Origin of the sequence: Streptomyces argenteolus (genome assembly GCF_042902585.1) — a bacterium.
GTDB classification, from domain to species: domain Bacteria; phylum Actinomycetota; class Actinomycetes; order Streptomycetales; family Streptomycetaceae; genus Streptomyces; species Streptomyces argenteolus.
The window spans coordinates 669,303-687,353 of sequence record NZ_JBIBEG010000001.1 but is presented as its reverse complement, the minus strand read 5'-3'; the positions used below and the strand labels follow the sequence as shown (position 1 = coordinate 687,353).

Below are 18,051 nucleotides of genomic sequence, written 5' to 3'. Positions count from 1 at the left end.
GAGACCGACTGAGACGCCTGATCCCACGATCCGAGAGAAGCGCAAGCCACCCATGCCCACGCGCCACGACATCCGTAACGTAGCCATCGTCGCCCACGTCGACCACGGCAAGACCACCCTGGTCGACGCCATGCTCAAGCAGGCGGGCGCCTTCGCCGCCCACGCCGCCGAGAACCTCGACGAACGCATGATGGACTCGAACGACCTGGAGCGTGAGAAGGGCATCACGATCCTCGCCAAGAACACGGCGGTGAAGTATCACCCCAAGGACGGCGGGGACCCGATCACGATCAACATCATCGACACCCCCGGCCACGCCGACTTCGGCGGCGAGGTCGAGCGCGGTCTGTCGATGGTGGACGCGGTCGTCCTGCTCGTCGACGCCTCCGAGGGTCCGCTCCCGCAGACCCGCTTCGTCCTGCGCAAGGCCCTGACCGCCAAGCTGCCGGTCATCCTCTGCATCAACAAGACGGACCGTCCGGACTCCCGGATCTCCGAGGTCATCGACGAGACCTACGACCTCTTCCTCGACCTGGACGCCGACGAGGACCAGATCGAGTTCCCGATCGTCTACGCCTGCGCCCGTGACGGCGTCGCGTCGCTGACCAAGCCGGAGGACGGCACCGTCCCGGCCGACAGCGACAACCTGGAGCCGTTCTTCTCGACGATCCTCTCCACGGTCCCCGCGCCGGAGTACGACGAGGCCGCCCCGCTGCAGGCCCACGTCACCAACCTCGACGCCGACAACTTCCTCGGCCGTATCGCGCTGTGCCGCGTCGAGCAGGGCGAGCTGCGCAAGGGCCAGACGGTCGCCTGGATCAAGCGTGACGGCACGATCTCCAACGTGCGCATCACCGAGCTCCTGATGACCGAGGCGCTCACCCGCAAGCCCGCCGAGGTCGCGGGCCCCGGCGACATCTGCGCCGTCGCCGGTTTCCCGGACATCATGATCGGCGAGACGCTGGCCGACCCCGAGAACCCGATCGCGCTCCCGCTGATCACGGTCGACGAGCCCGCCATCTCGATGACCATCGGCACGAACACCTCGCCGCTCGTCGGCAAGGGCGGCAAGGGCCACAAGGTCACCGCCCGCCAGGTGAAGGACCGTCTGGACCGCGAGCTCATCGGTAACGTCTCGCTCCGTGTCCTGGACACCGAGCGCCCGGACGCCTGGGAGGTCCAGGGCCGTGGTGAGCTCGCGCTGGCCATCCTCGTCGAGCAGATGCGCCGTGAGGGCTTCGAGCTGACCGTCGGCAAGCCGGAGGTCGTCACCAAGCAGATCGACGGCAAGACGCACGAGCCGATCGAGCGCATGACCATCGACTCGCCCGAGGAGCACCTCGGTGCCATCACGCAGCTGATGGCGACCCGCAAGGGCCGCATGGAGACGATGACGAACCACGGCTCGGGCTGGGTCCGCATGGAGTGGATCGTGCCCTCCCGCGGCCTCATCGGCTTCCGTACGGAGTTCCTGACGCAGACCCGCGGCACGGGCATCGCGCACTCCATCTTCGAGGGCCACGAGCCCTGGTTCGGTGAGCTGCGCACCCGTCACAACGGCTCGCTGGTCGCCGACCGTGCCGGCTCGGTCACGCCGTTCGCGATGGTCAACCTCCAGGAGCGCGGTGTCATCTTCACCGAGGCCGGCACCGAGGTCTACGAGGGCATGATCATCGGCGAGAACTCCCGCGCCGACGACATGGACGTGAACATCACCAAGGAGAAGAAGCTCACCAACATGCGTGCGGCGTCCGCGGACACCACGGAGAACGTGGTCCCCGCCCGCAAGCTGTCGCTGGAGCAATCCCTGGAGTTCTGCCGCGAGGACGAGTGCATCGAGGTCACCCCGGAGACCGTGCGTATCCGCAAGGTCGTCCTGGACGCCAAGCAGCGTGGCCGTACCGCCTCGCGCGCCAAGAACGCCTGACCTGACGGAGACGTCCGCCCACGGCCGGAGAACCGCCGGTCCGGGCCATTGACATGAGGCCCGGGCCCCCGCAGACACTGTGGGGGCCCGGGCCTTTCGTCAACCTGTTTTTCTGACCGAGGTGTCCGTATATCGTGCGTCGCTCTCCGGAACATGTGTTAACGGTCCGTTTCGGGGGTGTCTGTCTGGGATCACTTTGTCCGGATTTCGGGCAACCATGCCTTCTCGATGTTGTCAAACCGAGACCCTTTAAGTGTGGTTTACAGCCCGGTGTTCCTTAATAGTTGGCTCCATTGAGCTCGGGTCAATGGGTCGTCGCACTGTGGGGAGTGCGGACTCACGAGCACACTCGGGGCACTGGAACGATCGCCGTCAGGGGTGTCGGTGGATCTCTGCAGTGCCCCTCTTGTAGTCAAAAGTGGACTCATGAGGAGGAAACCCATGCGCGGTGCCAAGAGCGCCAAGTGGGTCGCGGGAGCGGCAATCATCGCCCTGGCCGCGACTGCCTGTGGCGGGGGCAACGATGACGACAGCAGCAAGTCTGCTTCGAAGGAGAAGGGCAAGCCCGAGGGCTACGTCTCCATCGACGTCGGCGAGCCGCAGAAGCCGCTGATCCCGGCCGACACGAACGAGTCGCTCGGCAGCTACGTCATCCAGTCGGTGTTCACCCAGCTCCTGGACTTCGACGCCGAGGGCAACATCGTCTACACGAACGCCGAGTCCGTGAAGTCGGACGACAACAAGACGTGGACGGTGAAGCTGAAGGCGGGCTGGAAGTTCCACGACGGCACCCCGGTCACGTCCGAGTCCTACATCAAGGCGTGGAACTGGTACGCGAACGTCAAGAACGCCCAGCAGAACGCGTTCTGGTTCGAGGACATCAAGGGCTACGCGGACGTCCACCCCGAGAAGGGTGACCCGAAGGCCACGGAGATGTCCGGCCTGAAGGCCGTCGACGACACGACCTTCACGATCGAGCTCAACAAGCCCGTGCCGTACTACGAGTACAAGCTCGGCTACACCACCTTCGCCCCGCTGCCGGAGGTGTTCTACAAGGACACCAAGGCGTTCGGCCAGGCGCCGGTCGGCAACGGTCCCTACATCTTCGAGAAGTGGGACCACAAGAAGCTCATCCAGGTCAAGGCCAACCCTGACTACCAGGGCCCGAACAAGGCCAAGAACAAGGGTGTCCTCTTCAAGAACTACGCGACCGTCGAGGCCGCGTACCAGGACCTCCTCTCCGGCAACCTGGACATGATCCGCCAGGTCGGCCCGAAGGACCTCCCGAAGTACAAGTCGGACCTCGGTGACCGCGCGATCGACGAGCCGTACGCGGCCATCCAGTCGCTGGTCCCGACCTTCTACTCGAAGACCTTCAAGGACATCGACCCGAAGGTCCTCCAGGGTCTGTCGATGGCGATCGACCGCGACACGATCACCAAGACCGTGCTGAACGGCACCCGCAAGCCGGCGACGAGCTTCACGCCTCCGGGTGTCGCCGGTAACCAGGACCTGGGCACCGACGTGTTCAAGTTCGACGCGGCCAAGGCCAAGGCGCTCGTCACCGAGGGCGGCGGCGTTCCGGGCAACAAGATCTGGATCCAGTACAACGCCGACGGTGGCCACAAGGAGTGGGTGACCGCGGTCTGCGAGTCCATCCGCAACTCGACCGGGGTCGACTGCATCCCGGACGCCAAGCCGGACTTCCAGACCGACCTGGAAGCGCGTGACAACGACCAGGTCAAGTCGATGTACCGCGGTGGCTGGGTCGCCGACTACCCGCTGAACGTCAACTTCATGCGGGAGCTGTACGGCACCACCGCCGAGGCCAACAACGGCCGGTTCTCCGACAAGGAGGTCGACGCGGCCTTCAAGAAGGGCGACAACGCGGCTTCCCTGGACGAGTCGATCAAGGCTTACCAGGACGCCGAGAAGCTCGTCCTCGAGAAGATGCCGGCGATCCCGCTCTGGGAGTACAAGACCAACGGTGGCTACTCGAAGTCGGTCGACAACGTGACCATCGACTTCCACGGTGACTACAACATCACCGAAGTCACGGTCGTCAAGTAACCCACGCCTGAGGGCCCCCACTCGGCCATCAGCCGCCCACACCAGGCAGTAGGTCCCGGGGGCCGCTCTTCCTATCGGGAGAGCGGCCCCTGGGCTGCTTTATCCCCTATCGGAGGCAAACATGGGGCGTTACGTCGCGCGGCGACTGCTCCAGATGATCCCGGTCTTCCTCGGGTCAACCTTGCTGGTCTTCGCCATGATGTACGCGCTGCCCGGCGATCCCGTGCGCGCACTCGCGGGCGAACAGACCGTGGACCCCACGCAGATCGCCGCAATGAAGAAGGAGCTCGGGCTCGACCTTCCGCTCTGGCACCAGTACTGGAACTACCTGGTGAACCTGTTCCAGGGGGACTTCGGTACGCAGATCGCCAGCGGTCGGCCCGTCGCCGACATCATCTCGGAAGCGTTCCCGATCACGGTCCGGCTGGCCCTGTTTGCCTTCATCTTCACGGTCGTCGTCGGTATCTCCATGGGCGTCTTCGCGGGTCTGAAGGCCGACACCCTTCGCGACCGCGGACTGCTCGTCCTGACGCTGCTGCTCATCTCGGTCCCCTCGTTCGTGCTGGGCTTCCTCGGCCAGTACTTCTTCGCCTTCCAGCTCGGCTGGGTCGAGCCCAACGTGAGCCTGGAAGCGAACTCGAGCGAGCTGATCCTGCCCGCGGTCGTACTCGGGTCCTTGTCGCTCGCCTACGTGGCACGACTGACCCGTACCTCGATCGCCGAGAACCTGCGCTCGGACTACATGCGCACCGCCGTGGCCAAGGGGCTGCCGCGCCGTCGCATCATCGGTGTGCACCTGATGCGCAACTCGATGATCCCCGTGGTCACCTTCCTCGGGACCGACCTCGGCGCACTGCTCGGCGGCGCCGTCGTCACCGAGGGCATCTTCAACGTCAAGGGTGTCGGCTACAACGTCTTCGACGCGCTCCGGCACCGCGAAGGCGCCACCGTCGTCGGCATCGTGACGCTGATCGTCATCGTCTATCTCGTCGCCAGCCTGGTCGTCGACCTGCTCTACGCGGTCCTGGACCCGAGGATCCGTTATGCCTGAGACACTGAAGGAAGCCACCGCGGAGACCCCCGGGGCCGTGGCCGCACCCGTCGCCGCCGCAGCCGTCGGCAAGCCCCGCAGCCTGTGGTCGGACGCCTGGCACGACCTGCGGCGCAGCCCGCTGTTCGTCGTCTCGGCGATCCTGATCGTCTTCCTGCTGGTGATGGCGATAGCACCCGGCCTGTTCACCGGCGCCGACCCGCGCTACGCGGACCTGGCCCACCACTACCTGCAGAAGCCCAAGTGGGGGAACTTCTTCCAGGAGGACTGGTTCGGGTACGACATCCAGGGCCGCTCGATCTACGCGCGTGTCGTCTATGGCGCCCGCGCCTCGATCACCGTCGCCGTCGTCGTCACCGCCCTGGTCACGATCCTGGGCACGGTGGTCGGCATGCTCGCCGGGTACTTCGGCGGCTGGATCGACACGATCCTGTCCCGCGTGACCGACATCTTCTTCGGCGTGCCGTTCATCCTCGGCGCGATGGTCGTCCTGACCTCGTTCGAGGAGCGCAAGATCTGGGTCGTCATCCTGGCCCTGGCCTTCCTCGGCTGGACCCAGATCGCCCGTGTCGCGCGCGGCTCCGTCCTGACGATCAAGCAGGCCGACTACGTGATGGCGGCCAAGGCGCTCGGCGCCTCGACCTCCCGCATCCTGCTCCGGCACATCCTGCCCAACGCGATCGCGCCGGTGATCGTCGTCGCGACCATCGCGCTCGGCGGCTACATCTCGGCCGAGGCCACCCTGTCCTTCCTGGGCATCGGTCTCGCCGAGCCGACCGTGTCGTGGGGTGTCGACATCTCCTCCGGCCAGGAGCAGCTGCGCAACGCCGCGTTCGTGCTGATCATCCCGTCGGTCATGGTGTCGATCACCGTCCTGGCGTTCATCATGCTCGGCGATGCGGTACGCAACGCCCTCGACCCCAAGCTGCGCTGAGGGAGGCGTACATGACCATCATCGACAAGACGGCGGATGTCCCGGCTCCGCGTGGTTCGAACGACGAGAGCGGCCCGCTGCTCGAAGTCCGAGACCTGCACGTGGAGTTCCACACCCGCGACGGCGTCGCCAAGGCCGTCAACGGAGTCAACTACAGCGTCAGCGCGGGCGAGACCCTCGCCGTGCTCGGCGAGTCCGGCTCCGGCAAGTCCGTGACCGCGCAGGCGATCATGGGCATCCTGGACATGCCCCCGGGCCGCATCCCGAAGGGGGAGATCCTCTTCCGCGGCCAGGACATGCTCAAGATGTCGGGCGAGGAGCGCCGGCAGATCCGCGGCCAGAAGATCGCCATGATCTTCCAGGACGCGCTCTCCTCGCTGAACCCGGTGCTCTCCGTGGGCTACCAGCTGGGCGAGATGTTCCGCGTCCACCAGGGCCTGTCCAAGAAGGACGCCAAGGCCAAGGCCATCGCGCTGATGGACCGCGTGCGCATCCCGGCGGCCAAGGAGCGGGTGAACGACTACCCGCACCAGTTCTCCGGCGGTATGCGCCAGCGCATCATGATCGCCATGGCGCTCGCCCTGGAGCCCGACCTGATCATCGCGGACGAGCCCACCACGGCGCTCGACGTGACCGTCCAGGCCCAGGTCATGGACCTGCTCGCGGAGCTCCAGCGCGACTTCAACATGGGCCTGATCCTGATCACGCACGACCTCGGCGTCGTCGCCGACGTCGCCGACAAGATCGCCGTGATGTACGCGGGCCGGATCGTCGAGACCGCCCCGGTCCACGAGATCTACAAGCGCCCCGCGCACCCGTACACCAAGGGTCTGCTGGAGTCGATCCCGCGCCTGGACCAGAAGGGCCAGGAGCTCTACGCGATCAAGGGCCTGCCGCCCAACCTGCTGCACGTGCCGTCCGGCTGCGCCTTCAACCCGCGCTGTGCGATGGCGCAGGACATCTGCCGTACGGAGATCCCGGCCCTGCGCCCGGTGACCGAGCAGGACGGCACCGAGCTGGTCGGCCGCGGCAGCGCCTGCCACTTCTGGAAGGAGACGATCCATGGCTGAGCTCGACAAGGAGTCCGTGGACGCCACCCCGAACGTCACCGAAGTGGCGACGGTCAACGCGGCCACCGAGTCGGAGGCCGTCGCGGCCCTCGACGCGCCGGTCTCGCAGGGGGAGCCGATCCTCCAGGTGCGCAACCTGGTCAAGCACTTCCCGCTGACCCAGGGCATCCTGTTCAAGAAGCAGGTCGGCGCGGTCAAGGCCGTGGACGGGATCTCGTTCGACCTCTACCAGGGCGAGACCCTGGGCATCGTCGGCGAGTCCGGCTGTGGCAAGTCCACGGTCGCCAAGCTCCTGATGACGCTGGAGCGGGCCACCGCCGGCGAGGTCTTCTACAAGGGCCAGGACATCACCAAGCTGTCCGGGCGCGCGCTGAAGGCCGTACGCCGCAACATCCAGATGGTGTTCCAGGACCCGTACACCTCGCTGAACCCGCGCATGACGGTCGGCGACATCATCGGGGAGACCTTCGAGATCCACCCCGAGGTGGCCCCGAAGGGTGAGCGTCGCCGCAAGGTGCAGGACCTGCTGGACGTCGTGGGGCTCAACCCGGAGTACATCAACCGGTACCCGCACCAGTTCTCCGGCGGTCAGCGCCAGCGCATCGGCATCGCCCGCGGCCTCGCGCTCAACCCGGAGATCATCATCTGCGACGAGCCGGTCTCCGCGCTCGACGTGTCGGTGCAGGCGCAGGTCATCAACCTGATGGAGAAGCTCCAGGACGAGTTCAACCTGTCCTACCTCTTCATCGCGCACGACCTGTCGATCGTCCGGCACATCTCGGACCGGGTCGGTGTCATGTACCTCGGCAAGATGGCCGAGATCGGTACGGACACGCAGATCTACGACCACCCGACGCACCCCTACACCCAGGCGCTGCTGTCGGCGGTCCCCGTGCCGGACCCGGACGCCCGTGAGGGCCGCGAGCGGATCATCCTCTCCGGTGACGTCCCCTCGCCGGCGAACCCGCCGTCGGGCTGCCGCTTCCGCACGCGCTGCTGGAAGGCGCAGGACAAGTGCGCCACCGAGGTGCCGCTGCTGGCGATCCCCGAGCGCTTCAAGGCCTCGGACACGCCTGCCGCGCACGAGTCGGCGTGCCACTTCGCCGAGGAGAAGGACGTCGTGCACGCGGCCTGACGCCGCCGAGAGCGACCCGTGGACGCCCGGTCCCCCCAGGGGGCCGGGCGTCCACGCGTTCCGGCGACCGTACGGCGTACGGCGTAGGCCGACATGCGACGGAGTGTCATATGGGGTGATATGAGGCATTGAGCTACTCATGGGAACCCTAGGAGGCACTTCATGCGCGGAGCCACACAGGCCAGGTGGGCCGCATGCGCCGTCGCTGTCGCCCTGACGGCCACGGCGTGCGGCGGTGGGGACGACAGCGGCGGAGGTGGCGCCGACGGGATCGTGAGCTCGTCCTGGGGCGACCCGCAGAATCCCCTGGAGCCCGCGAACACCAACGAGGTGCAGGGTGGCAAGGTGCTCGACATGGTCTTCCGGGGCCTCGTGCGCTACAACCCCAAGACCGGCGAGGCCGAGAACGAGATCGCCCAGAAGATCGAGAGCAAGGACTCGCAGAACTTCACCATCACGATCAAGGACAACTGGACCTTCAGCAACGGCGAGAAGATCACGGCGAAGTCCTTCGTGGACGCGTGGAACTACGGCGCCGCGCTGAAGAACAACCAGAAGAACGCGTACTTCTTCCAGTACATCGAGGGGTATGACAAGGTCCACCCCGAGTCGGGCTCCGCCAGCGCCGAGACCCTCTCCGGTCTGAAGGTCGTCAACGACACGACCTTCACGGCGAAGCTGTCGCAGAAGTTCTCGCTCTGGCCCGACACCCTCGGCTACGCGGCCTTCGTGCCGCTGCCGAAGACCTTCTACTCCGACCACGACGCCTGGCTCGCCAAGCCCGTCGGCAACGGGCCGTACACCATCGACCAGTACGCCAAGGGCTCGTCGATGAACCTGCGCAGGTGGGACGGCTACCCCGGGGACGACAAGGCGCAGAACGGCGGCATCGACCTCAAGGTGTACACCGACAACAACACGGCCTACACCGACCTGACGGCGGGCAACCTCGACCTGGTCGACGACGTGCCCGCCTCACAGCTCAAGAACGTCCAGGCGGACCTGGGCGACCGGTACATCAACACCCCGGCCGGCATCATCCAGACCCTGGCCTTCCCCTTCTACGAGAAGGCCTGGAACACCCCCGACGCGATCAAGGTCCGCCAGGGCCTGTCGATGGCGATCAACCGCCGGCAGATCACCGACCAGATCTTCCAGAAGACCCGTACCCCCGCCTCCGACTGGACCTCACCGGTCCTGGGCGAGGAGGGCGGCTTCAAGGAAGGTCTCTGCGGCTCCCCCTGCGAGTACGACAAGGCGGCGGCCAAGAAGATGATCGAGGAGGGCGGCGGCATCCCCGGCGGCCAGCTCAAGATCTCGTACAACGCCGACACCGGCTCCCACAAGGAGTGGGTCGACGCCGTCTGCAACAGCATCAACAACGTCATGGGCGACAACAAGGCCTGCGTCGGCGGCCCCGTCGGCACCTTCGCCGACTTCCGCAGCCAGGTCTCCACCCAGAAGCTGACCGGTGCCTGGCGGGCGGGCTGGCAGATGGACTACCCGCTCATCCAGAACTTCCTCCAGCCGCTCTACTACACCAACGCCCCGTCCAACGACGGGAAGTGGAGCAACCAGAAGTTCGACGACCTGATCGACAAGGCCAACGCCGAGAGCGACAAGGCCAAGGCCGTCGCCACCTTCCAGGACTCCGAGAAGGTCCTCGTCGAGCAGATGCCCGTCATCCCGCTCTGGTACCAGAACGGCAGCGCGGGCTACTCCGACAGGGTCGAGAACGTCTCGCTGAACCCCTTCAGCGTCCCGGTGTACGACCAGATCAAGGTCAAGTGACCCCCTGAAGCCGGAGGCCGGTGCGGAGTACCGCACCGGCCACCCGGCTTTCCGGTCCTCAGCCCGCCCCGACCCCCGGAGCCCCTCATGGGACGTTATGTGATCCGGCGGCTGCTGCAGATGATCCCCGTCTTCTTCGGCACCACGCTGTTGATCTTCCTCATGGTGAACGTGATGGGCGACCCCATCGCGGGCCTCTGCGGCGACCGCCAGTGCGACCCCGCGACCGCCGCACAGCTGCGCACCGAGTTCGGCCTCGACAAGCCGGTGTGGCAGCAGTACCTGACCTACATGGGGAACATCTTCACCGGTGACTTCGGTACCGCGTTCAACGGTCAGAAGGTCACGGAGCTGATGGCCACGGCCTTCCCCATCACCATCCGGCTCACCATCGTCGCGATCGTGTTCGAGATCGTCATCGGCATCAGCCTCGGCGTCGTCACCGGCCTGCGCCGCGGCCGTCCCGTCGACACCGTCGTCCTCATCCTGACCCTGGTCGTCATCGCCGTGCCCACGTTCGTCACCGGCCTGCTGCTCCAGCTGCTCCTGGGAGTGGAGTGGGGCATCATCAAGCCCTCCGTCTCCCCGGAGGCGCCGGTCGACGAGCTCATCGTCCCCGGTCTCGTCCTGGCCTCCGTGTCCCTGGCCTACGTCACCCGGCTCACCCGTACCTCGATCGCGGAGAACGCCCGCGCCGACTACGTCCGTACCGCCGTGGCCAAGGGCCTTCCCCGGCGGCGGGTGGTGGTACGGCATCTCCTGCGCAACTCCCTCATCCCCGTCGTCACCTTCATCGGCACGGACGTGGGCGCCCTGATGGGCGGGGCGATCGTCACCGAGCGCATCTTCAACATCCACGGAGTCGGCTACCAGCTCTACCAGGGCATCCTGCGCCAGAACTCCCAGACCGTCGTCGGGTTCGTCACCGTCCTGGTCCTCGTCTTCCTGGCGGCGAACCTGATCGTCGACCTCCTGTACGCCGTACTCGACCCGAGGATCCGCTATGCCTGAGCAGAAGCCGTGGGACGAGACGACGGGCGGCGGGGCGATCTCGGGGGCCGGGGCGGGCGGGGCGATGGACCTCGCGATGGACGAGGGCACCACGCTGGAGAAGACGCCCGGCGGCCCGGAGGGGACCGGGCCCGCGGGCAAGCCGCGCAGCCTCTGGTCCGACGCCTGGCGCGACCTGCGCCGCAACCCGGTCTTCATCATCTCCGGGCTGGTCATCCTGTTCCTGGTGATCATCTCCATCTGGCCGTCGCTGATCGCCGACCAGGACCCGCTCAACTGCGACCTGGCCAAGGCCCAGGAGGGCTCCCAGCCGGGCCACCCCTTCGGCTTCGACGGCCAGGGCTGCGACGTCTACACCCGCACCGTCTACGGCGCCCGGACCTCGGTGACCGTCGGCGTCCTCTCCACCCTCGGGGTCTCGCTCCTCGGCGGCGTGCTGGGAGGACTCGCCGGCTTCTTCGGCAGGGGCTGGGACGCCGTGCTCTCCCGCATCACGGACGTCTTCTTCGGCATCCCGGTGGTCCTCGGCGGACTGGTCTTCCTCTCCGTCGTCACCAGCTCCACCGTCTGGCCCGTGATCGGCTTCATCGTCCTGCTGGGCTGGCCGCAGATCGCCCGTATCGCGCGCGGCTCCGTCATCACCGCCAAGCAGAACGACTACGTCCAGGCGGCCAGGGCGCTCGGCGCCTCCAACCCGCGGATGATGCTGCGCCACATCCTGCCCAACGCCGTCGCGCCCGTCATCGTCGTCGCGACCATCGCGCTGGGGACCTACATCTCGCTGGAGGCGACCCTCTCCTACCTCGGGGTCGGCCTGAAGCCGCCCGCGGTCTCCTGGGGCATCGACATCTCCGCCGCCTCCCAGTACGTCCGCAACGCGCCGCACATGCTGCTCTGGCCCGCCGGAGCGCTGGCCGTCACCGTGCTCGCCTTCATCATGCTCGGCGACGCGGTGCGCGACGCCCTCGACCCCAAGCTGCGCTGAGGAGTCCGCTGCCATGTTGCTCGAAGTGCGCGATCTGCACGTGGAGTTCCACACCCGGGACGGGGTGGCCAAGGCCGTCAACGGGGTCAACTACTCGGTGGCCGAGGGCGAGACGCTCGCCGTGCTCGGCGAGTCCGGATCGGGCAAGTCCGTCACCGCCCAGGCGATCATGGGCATCCTCGACACGCCGCCCGGGAAGATCAGCGGCGGCGAGATCCTCTTCAAGGACCGCGACCTGCTCACACTCAAGCCCGAGGAACGGCGCAAGATCCGCGGCCAGGAGATGGCCATGATCTTCCAGGACGCGCTCTCCTCGCTGAACCCCGTGCTGAGCGTCGGCGACCAGCTCGGCGAGATGTTCGTCGTGCACCGGGGGATGTCCCGGGGCGACGCCAAGGCCAAGGCCATCGAGCTGATGGACCGGGTGCGGATCCCGGCCGCCCGGGAGCGGGTCGGCAACTTCCCGCACCAGTTCTCCGGCGGCATGCGCCAGCGCATCATGATCGCCATGGCGATGGCCCTGGAACCCTCGCTGATCATCGCCGACGAGCCCACCACCGCCCTCGACGTGACCGTCCAGGCCCAGGTCATGGACCTGCTCGCCGAGCTCCAGCGGGAACTCAACATGGGCCTGATCCTCATCACCCACGACCTCGGCGTCGTGGCCGACGTGGCCGACAAGATCGCGGTCATGTACGCCGGCCGGATCGTCGAGACCTCGCCCGTCCACGAGATCTACGAGGCCCCCGCCCACCCGTACACCAAGGGCCTTCTGCGGTCGATCCCGCGCCTGGACCAGAAAGGCCAGGAGCTGTACGCGATCAAGGGGCTGCCGCCCAACCTGCTGCACATCCCGCCCGGCTGCGCCTTCCACCCCCGCTGCCCGATGGCCCAGGCCGTGTGCCGGACGGACGTGCCGCCGCTCTACACCGTGGACGAGGAGCGCCGGAGCGCCTGCCACTTCTGGAAGGAGACGCTCGATGCACGCCGATGACGCGGGACGCGAGGACGCCACGGGAGCGGGAGGCTCCACACTGCTCTCCGAGGCGCGCGAGGCGGACCGCACGCGGCCGTACGCCGAGGGCGATCCGATCCTGGAGGTGCGCGGGCTGGTCAAGCACTACCCGCTCACCCGGGGCATCCTCTTCAAGAAGCAGATCGGGGCGGTCAAGGCCGTCGACGGCGTGGACTTCGACCTGGCGGCGGGCGAGACCCTCGGCATCGTGGGGGAGTCCGGCTGCGGCAAGTCGACCGTCGCCAAGATGCTGGTGCACCTGGAGCCGCCCACCGGCGGCTCGATCCGCTACAAGGGCGAGGACGTCACGAAGCTGTCCGGGCGCGCCCTGAAGGCCGTACGCCGCAACATCCAGATGGTGTTCCAGGACCCGTACACCTCGCTGAACCCGCGTATGACGGTCGGCGACATCATCGGGGAGCCGTACGAGATCCACCCCGAGGTGGCGCCCAAGGGGAACCGCCGGCAGAAGGTGCAGGACCTGCTCGACGTCGTCGGGCTCAACCCGGAGTACATCAACCGCTATCCGCACCAGTTCTCCGGCGGTCAGCGCCAGCGCATCGGCATCGCCCGCGGCCTCGCCCTCAACCCGGAGATCATCGTCGCCGACGAACCGGTCTCCGCTCTCGACGTGTCGGTCCAGGCCCAGGTCGTCAACCTGCTGGACCGGCTGCAGGCCGAGTTCAGCCTGAGCTTCCTGTTCATCGCGCACGACCTGTCGATCGTCCGGCACATCTCGGACCGGGTCGGAGTCATGTACCTCGGGCGGATCGTCGAGATCGGCACGGACGAGGAGATCTACGACCACCCCACGCATCCGTACACCCAGGCGCTGCTGTCCGCCGTGCCGGTGCCCGACCCGACGGCCCGTGAGCACCGCGAGCGGATCATCCTGCACGGGGACGTGCCCTCCCCGGCGAACATCCCCTCCGGCTGCCGCTTCCGCACCCGCTGCTGGAAGGCGCAGGAGCGGTGTGAACTGGAGGTGCCGCTGCTGGCGGTGCCGGCCGTCTTCCGGGAGGTGGACACCCCGGCCAGGCACGACTCGGCGTGCCACTTCGCCGAGGAGAAGCGGGTGGTTCCGCAGGAAGCGCCCGGGCCGGAGGAGGGGTCCGCGCAGGCCGGAGTGCCGGGGCAGGAGGACGCGCCGGCCTCGCCGCGCACGGGCGAAACGGGTGACAAAGAAGGATAAAGGGGTGTCAATTTCGTTAACACGGAGGCAACTTCACCGTCGCGGCTCCGATATACGAACGCACCACCATGGACAACGTACGGCCGTGCGGGTGCCGTGAACCGGCCGGGGTGTTCATCACGTCGCCCCGGCCGGTTACCCGTACCCCCTGATTCCCAGAGGTCCCCTTGTCCATCCGCGGGACGCGGTGGAGTATCGCTGGGGTGATACTCACACGGGGAGCCAGAATCACCGGAGCGGTGCTGTGCGCCGTGCTCGCGGCCGTCGCCGCCGCCTGGATCGTGCGTGACCTGCGTGCCGTCGGAGATCCCGCCGAGCTGCTGCGCTACTGGGCCGGTTACAGCGACGCCCGGCCGGAACGTCTCCCCGCCACGACGCAGACCGACGCGGTGCTGCTCGTCGTGAGCGTCCTCGCCCTCGTCGCCGCGCTCCGTTCGTCGATCGCGGCCTCCACGCTGGTCGCCACGGGGGTGGTCACCCTCGTGCTGCGGCTGCCCGGCGTCTGGACCGTCGGCGCGTCCTGGATGGACGGACGCTTCGGCGACGAGTTGCGCACCCGCGCGCTCGTCGCCACCTTCGCCGTCGTGGCCGCGGGGCTCGCGCTCGTCATCACGGGCGCGGCCGGCCGCAGACAGCCCGAGGACTCCTACGAGCGCCTGCCCACCCGCCCCGGACAGGCCGCCGGTGTCACGGCCTTCCTGCTGCTCGGCGTCTCGGGCGCGGTCCTGCTCGCCTGGGAGGTCCGGCAGTTCTTCACGCTGCCCGACGCGTTCTACCCGGACTGGTTCGTCGGCGGGCGCGCCATCCCGCTGGGGCTCACCGGGGCGCCGCCCGGCTGGGCGAGCGTGGCTCTGGCCGCGGTCTGCCTCCTCGTGGCCTGGACGGCGCTCTTCCGGGCCGTCCACGCACGGCCGCTCGGCATGATCGCCGCGGCCTTCCTGCTGGTCTCGGGTGCCTTCGGGATCGCGCGGGCCTTCCACCACCGGATGCTGGACGGCTTCGGCGACCTCGGGGTGGAGTACCAGCTCGTCGTGCTCACCTCGTTCCTGCTCACCTTCGCGGGGACCGTCGTCCTGCTGGTCCTCGCGCGCAGGGGCTTCGAGGAGACCGGCGACCGGAACCAGGGACACGGCGGCTACGGCTATCCGCAGACCGCTGCCCCGGGCTACGGCTACCCCTCGGGCGGGACCCCCGGCTACGGCTACCCGCAGACGGACACGCCGGGCTACGGCTACCCCTCGGGTGGAACCCCCGGCTACGGCTATCCGCAGGGCGGCGGCCACGGGGCGTCCCCGCCGCCGCCCTCCTCGCCGCCGCCCAGCTGGTGAGCGCCCCGCCTACGCCCGCGGCAGCCCCAGAGAGCGCTTGAGGAAGTCGACCTGGAGCAGCAGCAGGTTCTCGGCCACCTGCTCCTGCGGGGTCATGTGCGTCACCCCGCTCAGCGGCAGCACCTCGTGCGGACGTCCTGCGGACAGCAGCGCGGACGACAGCCGCAGCGCGTGCGCGACCACGACGTTGTCGTCGGCCAGGCCGTGCACGATCATCATCGGCCGCGCCTCGCCGGCCGGCCCGGAGAGCCCTTCGTCGGTGACCAGGGAGTTGCGGGCGTACACCTCGGGCTGCTCGGCCGGGTCGCCGAGATAGCGCTCGGTGTAATGGGTGTCGTACAGCCGCCAGTCCGTCACCGGCGCGCCGGCCACGGCCGCGTGGAAGACGTCCGGGCGCCGCAGCACCGCGAGCGCCGCGAGGTAGCCGCCGTACGACCAGCCCCGCATCGCCACCTTCGAGAGGTCCAGGGGGAAGCTGCCGGCCAGCGCGTGCAGCGCCTCGACCTGGTCGTCGAGGGTGAGGGTGAGATCGTCCCTGACCGCCTTCTCCCAGCCCGGGGAGCGGCCGGGCGCGCCGCGGCCGTCCGCGACGATCACGGCGAAACCGTGGTCCGCGAACCACTGGGACGTGAGGTGCGGATTGTGCGCGGCCACCACCCGGCGGCCGTGCGGGCCGCCGTACGGGTCCATCAGCACCGGAAGCGGACCATCTGATTCCTTATAGCCGGTGGGGAGCAACACGGCGCACGGGATGCGCCGTGCGCCCCCCTCCGTCAGCCGGACCCGGGCCCGCAGGGACGGCTCCTCGGCGAGACCGGCCACGGTGGCGATCCGCTTGCCGTCCCGCAGGACCTTCACCACCGCTCCGGGCCACTCCAGGGACGCCGACACCAGGACCGTCACCGCGCCCGCGCGCACCGCGGAGTGCACCCCCGCGCCCTCGCTGACGCGCTCCACGCCGAGTTCGTTGACCCGGTACACATGGCTCTGCCCCGTCTCCGGGTCCGGCGCCTCCTCGCCCGCAGTGGCCTGGATCAGGATGTCCGAATCGCCGATGTCCAGCACCGCCTGGACGTGCAGCCGGCCACCGGTCAGAGGCCGCCCGCCCACCGAGAGCACCCGCGCGCCCCCCTCGTCCGCGACCCGGACGAGCTGGCCGTCCGGCGCCCACGCCGGGACTCCGGCGAAAAGATCGAGCCAGATCCCGTCCTCGTCCACATGGACGGTCCGGGTCGCTCCGCTCTCCGTGTCGACGGCCAGATACCGCTGACTGCGCTGGTCACGGGCCTGCACCAGCAGCAGCGGTGCGCCGTGCGAGGACCAGTGCACCCGGGCCAGATAGGGAAATCGGGACCGGTCCCAGACAACCTCCGTACGCGTCCCCTCCAGGTCCGTCAGGAAGAGCCGCACCTCGGCGTTGGCCGTCCCCGCCGCCGGGTACGCCACCTCGGCAGGCTTGCTGCCGGGATGCGCGGGATCGGCGATCCACCACCGCTGTACGGCGCTGTCGTCGGCCCGGGCGACGAGCAGGCGCTCCGAGCCGGGCGACCACCAGAAGCCCCGGTAGCGGCCCATCTCCTCGGCGGCGACGAACTCGGCCAGGCCGTAGGAGACATGCGCCTCCTCCGGCTCCGCGACCGCACGGTCGCCCTCGCCCTCCGCGCCCACCACGCGCAGCGCACCCCGGGAGACGTAGGCGATGTGCCGGCCGTCAGGGGAGGGGCGCGGGTCGATCGCCGGGCCCGGCACGGGCAGGGCGCGCGCCGTGCCCGCTCTCAACTCCGCGACGTACACCTTGCCGGAGAGCGCGAAGGCCGCCAACTCGGCCGTCTCGTCGACCGCGTAGCCCACGATGCCCGCCGAGCCCTCCCGGGAGCGCTCGCGGCGGGCCCGCTCCTGGGGCGACAGCTTCTCCGGCGAACGGCCCAGCAGGACGGCCGGGTCGGCGGCGACCCGCTCCTCACCGGTGGCGGTGTCGAGCACCATGAGCCGGTTCGTCCGGTCCGTGCCGGAGGACGACCGGAGGAAGACCACTCTCGTCCCATCCGGTGAGACCGTGAAGGCGCGAGGTGCGCCGAGAGTGAACCGCTGGGTCCGGGCGTGCTGGCGCGGAAAAGACAGCTTTTGCGAGGTCATGGCACCGAACCTAGCCCGCGGCGGGCGGTCCGTGCGCCCCTCGTGCTGCCGTGCCCCGATCAATGCGTCGGCACGGATAGTTATGATCCGTAGCGCTCGGTGGGTATGAACCTGCTGGCTCCATGTGTGCTGCCTGTCCCGACCGTACTGATGGAGGTGAACCGCCGTGGCACTCTCGATTTCGGCGGTGGTGCTGCTGGCGATCGTCGTCTTCCTGCTGATCCGGAAATCCGGACTGAAGGGCGGACACGCGGTGGTCTGCATGTTGCTCGGGTTCTATCTCGCGAGCTCGTCGATCGCCCCGACCATCTCGGAGGTGACGTCGAACGTGGCAGGAATGATCGGGGGCATCAAGTTCTGACGGACGGCCCGGGGGGCCGGGACTCCGTGGGGCGGTCCGTGCGGG

At 68.3% G+C, this 18,051-nt stretch carries 14 protein-coding genes; 13 read left to right on the top strand and 1 reads right to left on the bottom strand.

The features are described from left to right. The first annotated feature begins 52 nt into the window (after nucleotides 1-52). The 12 genes from typA to ACFY8O_RS02985 all read left to right on the top strand — a co-directional run bounded on the left by typA (nucleotide 53) and on the right by ACFY8O_RS02985 (nucleotide 15,509). Nucleotides 53-1,927, top strand: a complete 1,875-nt coding sequence (gene typA / locus ACFY8O_RS03040; RefSeq protein ID WP_145803523.1) for a translational GTPase TypA — start codon at nucleotides 53-55, stop codon at nucleotides 1,925-1,927. A 441-nt stretch (nucleotides 1,928-2,368) separates the two neighbouring features. After that, nucleotides 2,369-3,997: a peptide ABC transporter substrate-binding protein gene (locus ACFY8O_RS03035; RefSeq protein ID WP_145803521.1), complete on the top strand. Its 1,629-nt coding sequence runs from the start codon at nucleotides 2,369-2,371 to the stop codon at nucleotides 3,995-3,997. A 121-nt stretch (nucleotides 3,998-4,118) separates the two neighbouring features. Continuing rightward, nucleotides 4,119-5,048: an ABC transporter permease gene (locus ACFY8O_RS03030; RefSeq protein WP_145803519.1), complete on the top strand. Its 930-nt coding sequence runs from the start codon at nucleotides 4,119-4,121 to the stop codon at nucleotides 5,046-5,048. Continuing rightward, a complete protein-coding gene (locus ACFY8O_RS03025) occupies nucleotides 5,041-5,982 on the top strand; it encodes an ABC transporter permease (protein WP_145803517.1) in 942 nt (313 codons plus the stop codon). The genes ACFY8O_RS03030 and ACFY8O_RS03025 overlap by 8 nt, the downstream gene beginning before the upstream one ends. Before the next feature lie 11 nt (nucleotides 5,983-5,993). Next, complete coding sequence (locus ACFY8O_RS03020; protein ID WP_145803515.1) at nucleotides 5,994-7,052, top strand: ABC transporter ATP-binding protein; 1,059 nt, start codon at nucleotides 5,994-5,996, stop codon at nucleotides 7,050-7,052. Further along, a complete protein-coding gene (locus ACFY8O_RS03015; protein WP_145803513.1) occupies nucleotides 7,045-8,187 on the top strand; it encodes an ABC transporter ATP-binding protein in 1,143 nt (380 codons plus the stop codon). The genes ACFY8O_RS03020 and ACFY8O_RS03015 overlap by 8 nt, the downstream gene beginning before the upstream one ends. 162 nt (nucleotides 8,188-8,349) lie before the next feature. After that, a complete protein-coding gene (locus tag ACFY8O_RS03010; protein ID WP_387898229.1) occupies nucleotides 8,350-9,978 on the top strand; it encodes a peptide ABC transporter substrate-binding protein in 1,629 nt (542 codons plus the stop codon). Nucleotides 9,979-10,065: 87 nt separating this feature from the next. Then, nucleotides 10,066-10,989, top strand: a complete 924-nt coding sequence (locus tag ACFY8O_RS03005) for an ABC transporter permease (protein ID WP_145803509.1) — start codon at nucleotides 10,066-10,068, stop codon at nucleotides 10,987-10,989. Continuing rightward, nucleotides 10,982-11,974: an ABC transporter permease gene (locus tag ACFY8O_RS03000; protein WP_145803507.1), complete on the top strand. Its 993-nt coding sequence runs from the start codon at nucleotides 10,982-10,984 to the stop codon at nucleotides 11,972-11,974. The genes ACFY8O_RS03005 and ACFY8O_RS03000 overlap by 8 nt, the downstream gene beginning before the upstream one ends. A 13-nt stretch (nucleotides 11,975-11,987) precedes the next feature. Then, the gene (locus tag ACFY8O_RS02995; protein ID WP_145803505.1) at nucleotides 11,988-12,968 is read left to right on the top strand and encodes an ABC transporter ATP-binding protein; all 981 of its coding nucleotides are present in this window, start codon (nucleotides 11,988-11,990) and stop codon (nucleotides 12,966-12,968) included. Beyond that, entirely contained in the window at nucleotides 12,955-14,181 is a 1,227-nt protein-coding gene (locus tag ACFY8O_RS02990; RefSeq protein WP_145803503.1) for an ABC transporter ATP-binding protein, read from the top strand. Before ACFY8O_RS02995 ends, ACFY8O_RS02990 begins: the two co-directional genes overlap by 14 nt. A 203-nt stretch (nucleotides 14,182-14,384) precedes the next feature. Continuing rightward, nucleotides 14,385-15,509 (top strand): hypothetical protein, encoded by a 1,125-nt coding sequence (locus tag ACFY8O_RS02985; protein WP_387898224.1) that lies wholly within the window; start codon nucleotides 14,385-14,387, stop codon nucleotides 15,507-15,509. Between the two features lie 9 nt (nucleotides 15,510-15,518). On the opposite strand, the gene ACFY8O_RS02980 is transcribed toward ACFY8O_RS02985, so the two are convergent. Then, nucleotides 15,519-17,645: a S9 family peptidase gene (locus ACFY8O_RS02980; RefSeq protein WP_145803499.1), complete on the bottom strand. Its 2,127-nt coding sequence runs from the start codon at nucleotides 17,643-17,645 to the stop codon at nucleotides 15,519-15,521. A gap of 166 nt (nucleotides 17,646-17,811) precedes the next feature. On the opposite strand from ACFY8O_RS02980, the gene ACFY8O_RS02975 reads away from it, so the two are divergent. After that, on the top strand, nucleotides 17,812-18,006 hold the full coding sequence (locus ACFY8O_RS02975) for a hypothetical protein (RefSeq protein ID WP_014154257.1): 195 nt from the start codon (nucleotides 17,812-17,814) through the stop codon (nucleotides 18,004-18,006). Nucleotides 18,007-18,051: the final 45 nt, after the last annotated feature.

What these genes read in the sequence shown, in the direction of transcription:
- ACFY8O_RS03030 (WP_145803519.1), top strand. Translation starts at nt 4,119, where the DNA reads ATGGGGCGTTACGTCGCGCGGCGACTGCTCCAGATGATCCCGGTCTTC.
- ACFY8O_RS02980 (WP_145803499.1), bottom strand. Translation starts at nt 17,645, where the DNA reads ATGACCTCGCAAAAGCTGTCTTTTCCGCGCCAGCACGCCCGGACCCAG.
- ACFY8O_RS03035 (WP_145803521.1), top strand. Translation starts at nt 2,369, where the DNA reads ATGCGCGGTGCCAAGAGCGCCAAGTGGGTCGCGGGAGCGGCAATCATC.
- ACFY8O_RS03015 (WP_145803513.1), top strand. Translation starts at nt 7,045, where the DNA reads ATGGCTGAGCTCGACAAGGAGTCCGTGGACGCCACCCCGAACGTCACC.
- ACFY8O_RS02990 (WP_145803503.1), top strand. Translation starts at nt 12,955, where the DNA reads ATGCACGCCGATGACGCGGGACGCGAGGACGCCACGGGAGCGGGAGGC.
- ACFY8O_RS03025 (WP_145803517.1), top strand. Translation starts at nt 5,041, where the DNA reads ATGCCTGAGACACTGAAGGAAGCCACCGCGGAGACCCCCGGGGCCGTG.
- ACFY8O_RS03020 (WP_145803515.1), top strand. Translation starts at nt 5,994, where the DNA reads ATGACCATCATCGACAAGACGGCGGATGTCCCGGCTCCGCGTGGTTCG.
- typA (WP_145803523.1), top strand. Translation starts at nt 53, where the DNA reads ATGCCCACGCGCCACGACATCCGTAACGTAGCCATCGTCGCCCACGTC.
- ACFY8O_RS02995 (WP_145803505.1), top strand. Translation starts at nt 11,988, where the DNA reads ATGTTGCTCGAAGTGCGCGATCTGCACGTGGAGTTCCACACCCGGGAC.
- ACFY8O_RS03005 (WP_145803509.1), top strand. Translation starts at nt 10,066, where the DNA reads ATGGGACGTTATGTGATCCGGCGGCTGCTGCAGATGATCCCCGTCTTC.
- ACFY8O_RS03010 (WP_387898229.1), top strand. Translation starts at nt 8,350, where the DNA reads ATGCGCGGAGCCACACAGGCCAGGTGGGCCGCATGCGCCGTCGCTGTC.
- ACFY8O_RS03000 (WP_145803507.1), top strand. Translation starts at nt 10,982, where the DNA reads ATGCCTGAGCAGAAGCCGTGGGACGAGACGACGGGCGGCGGGGCGATC.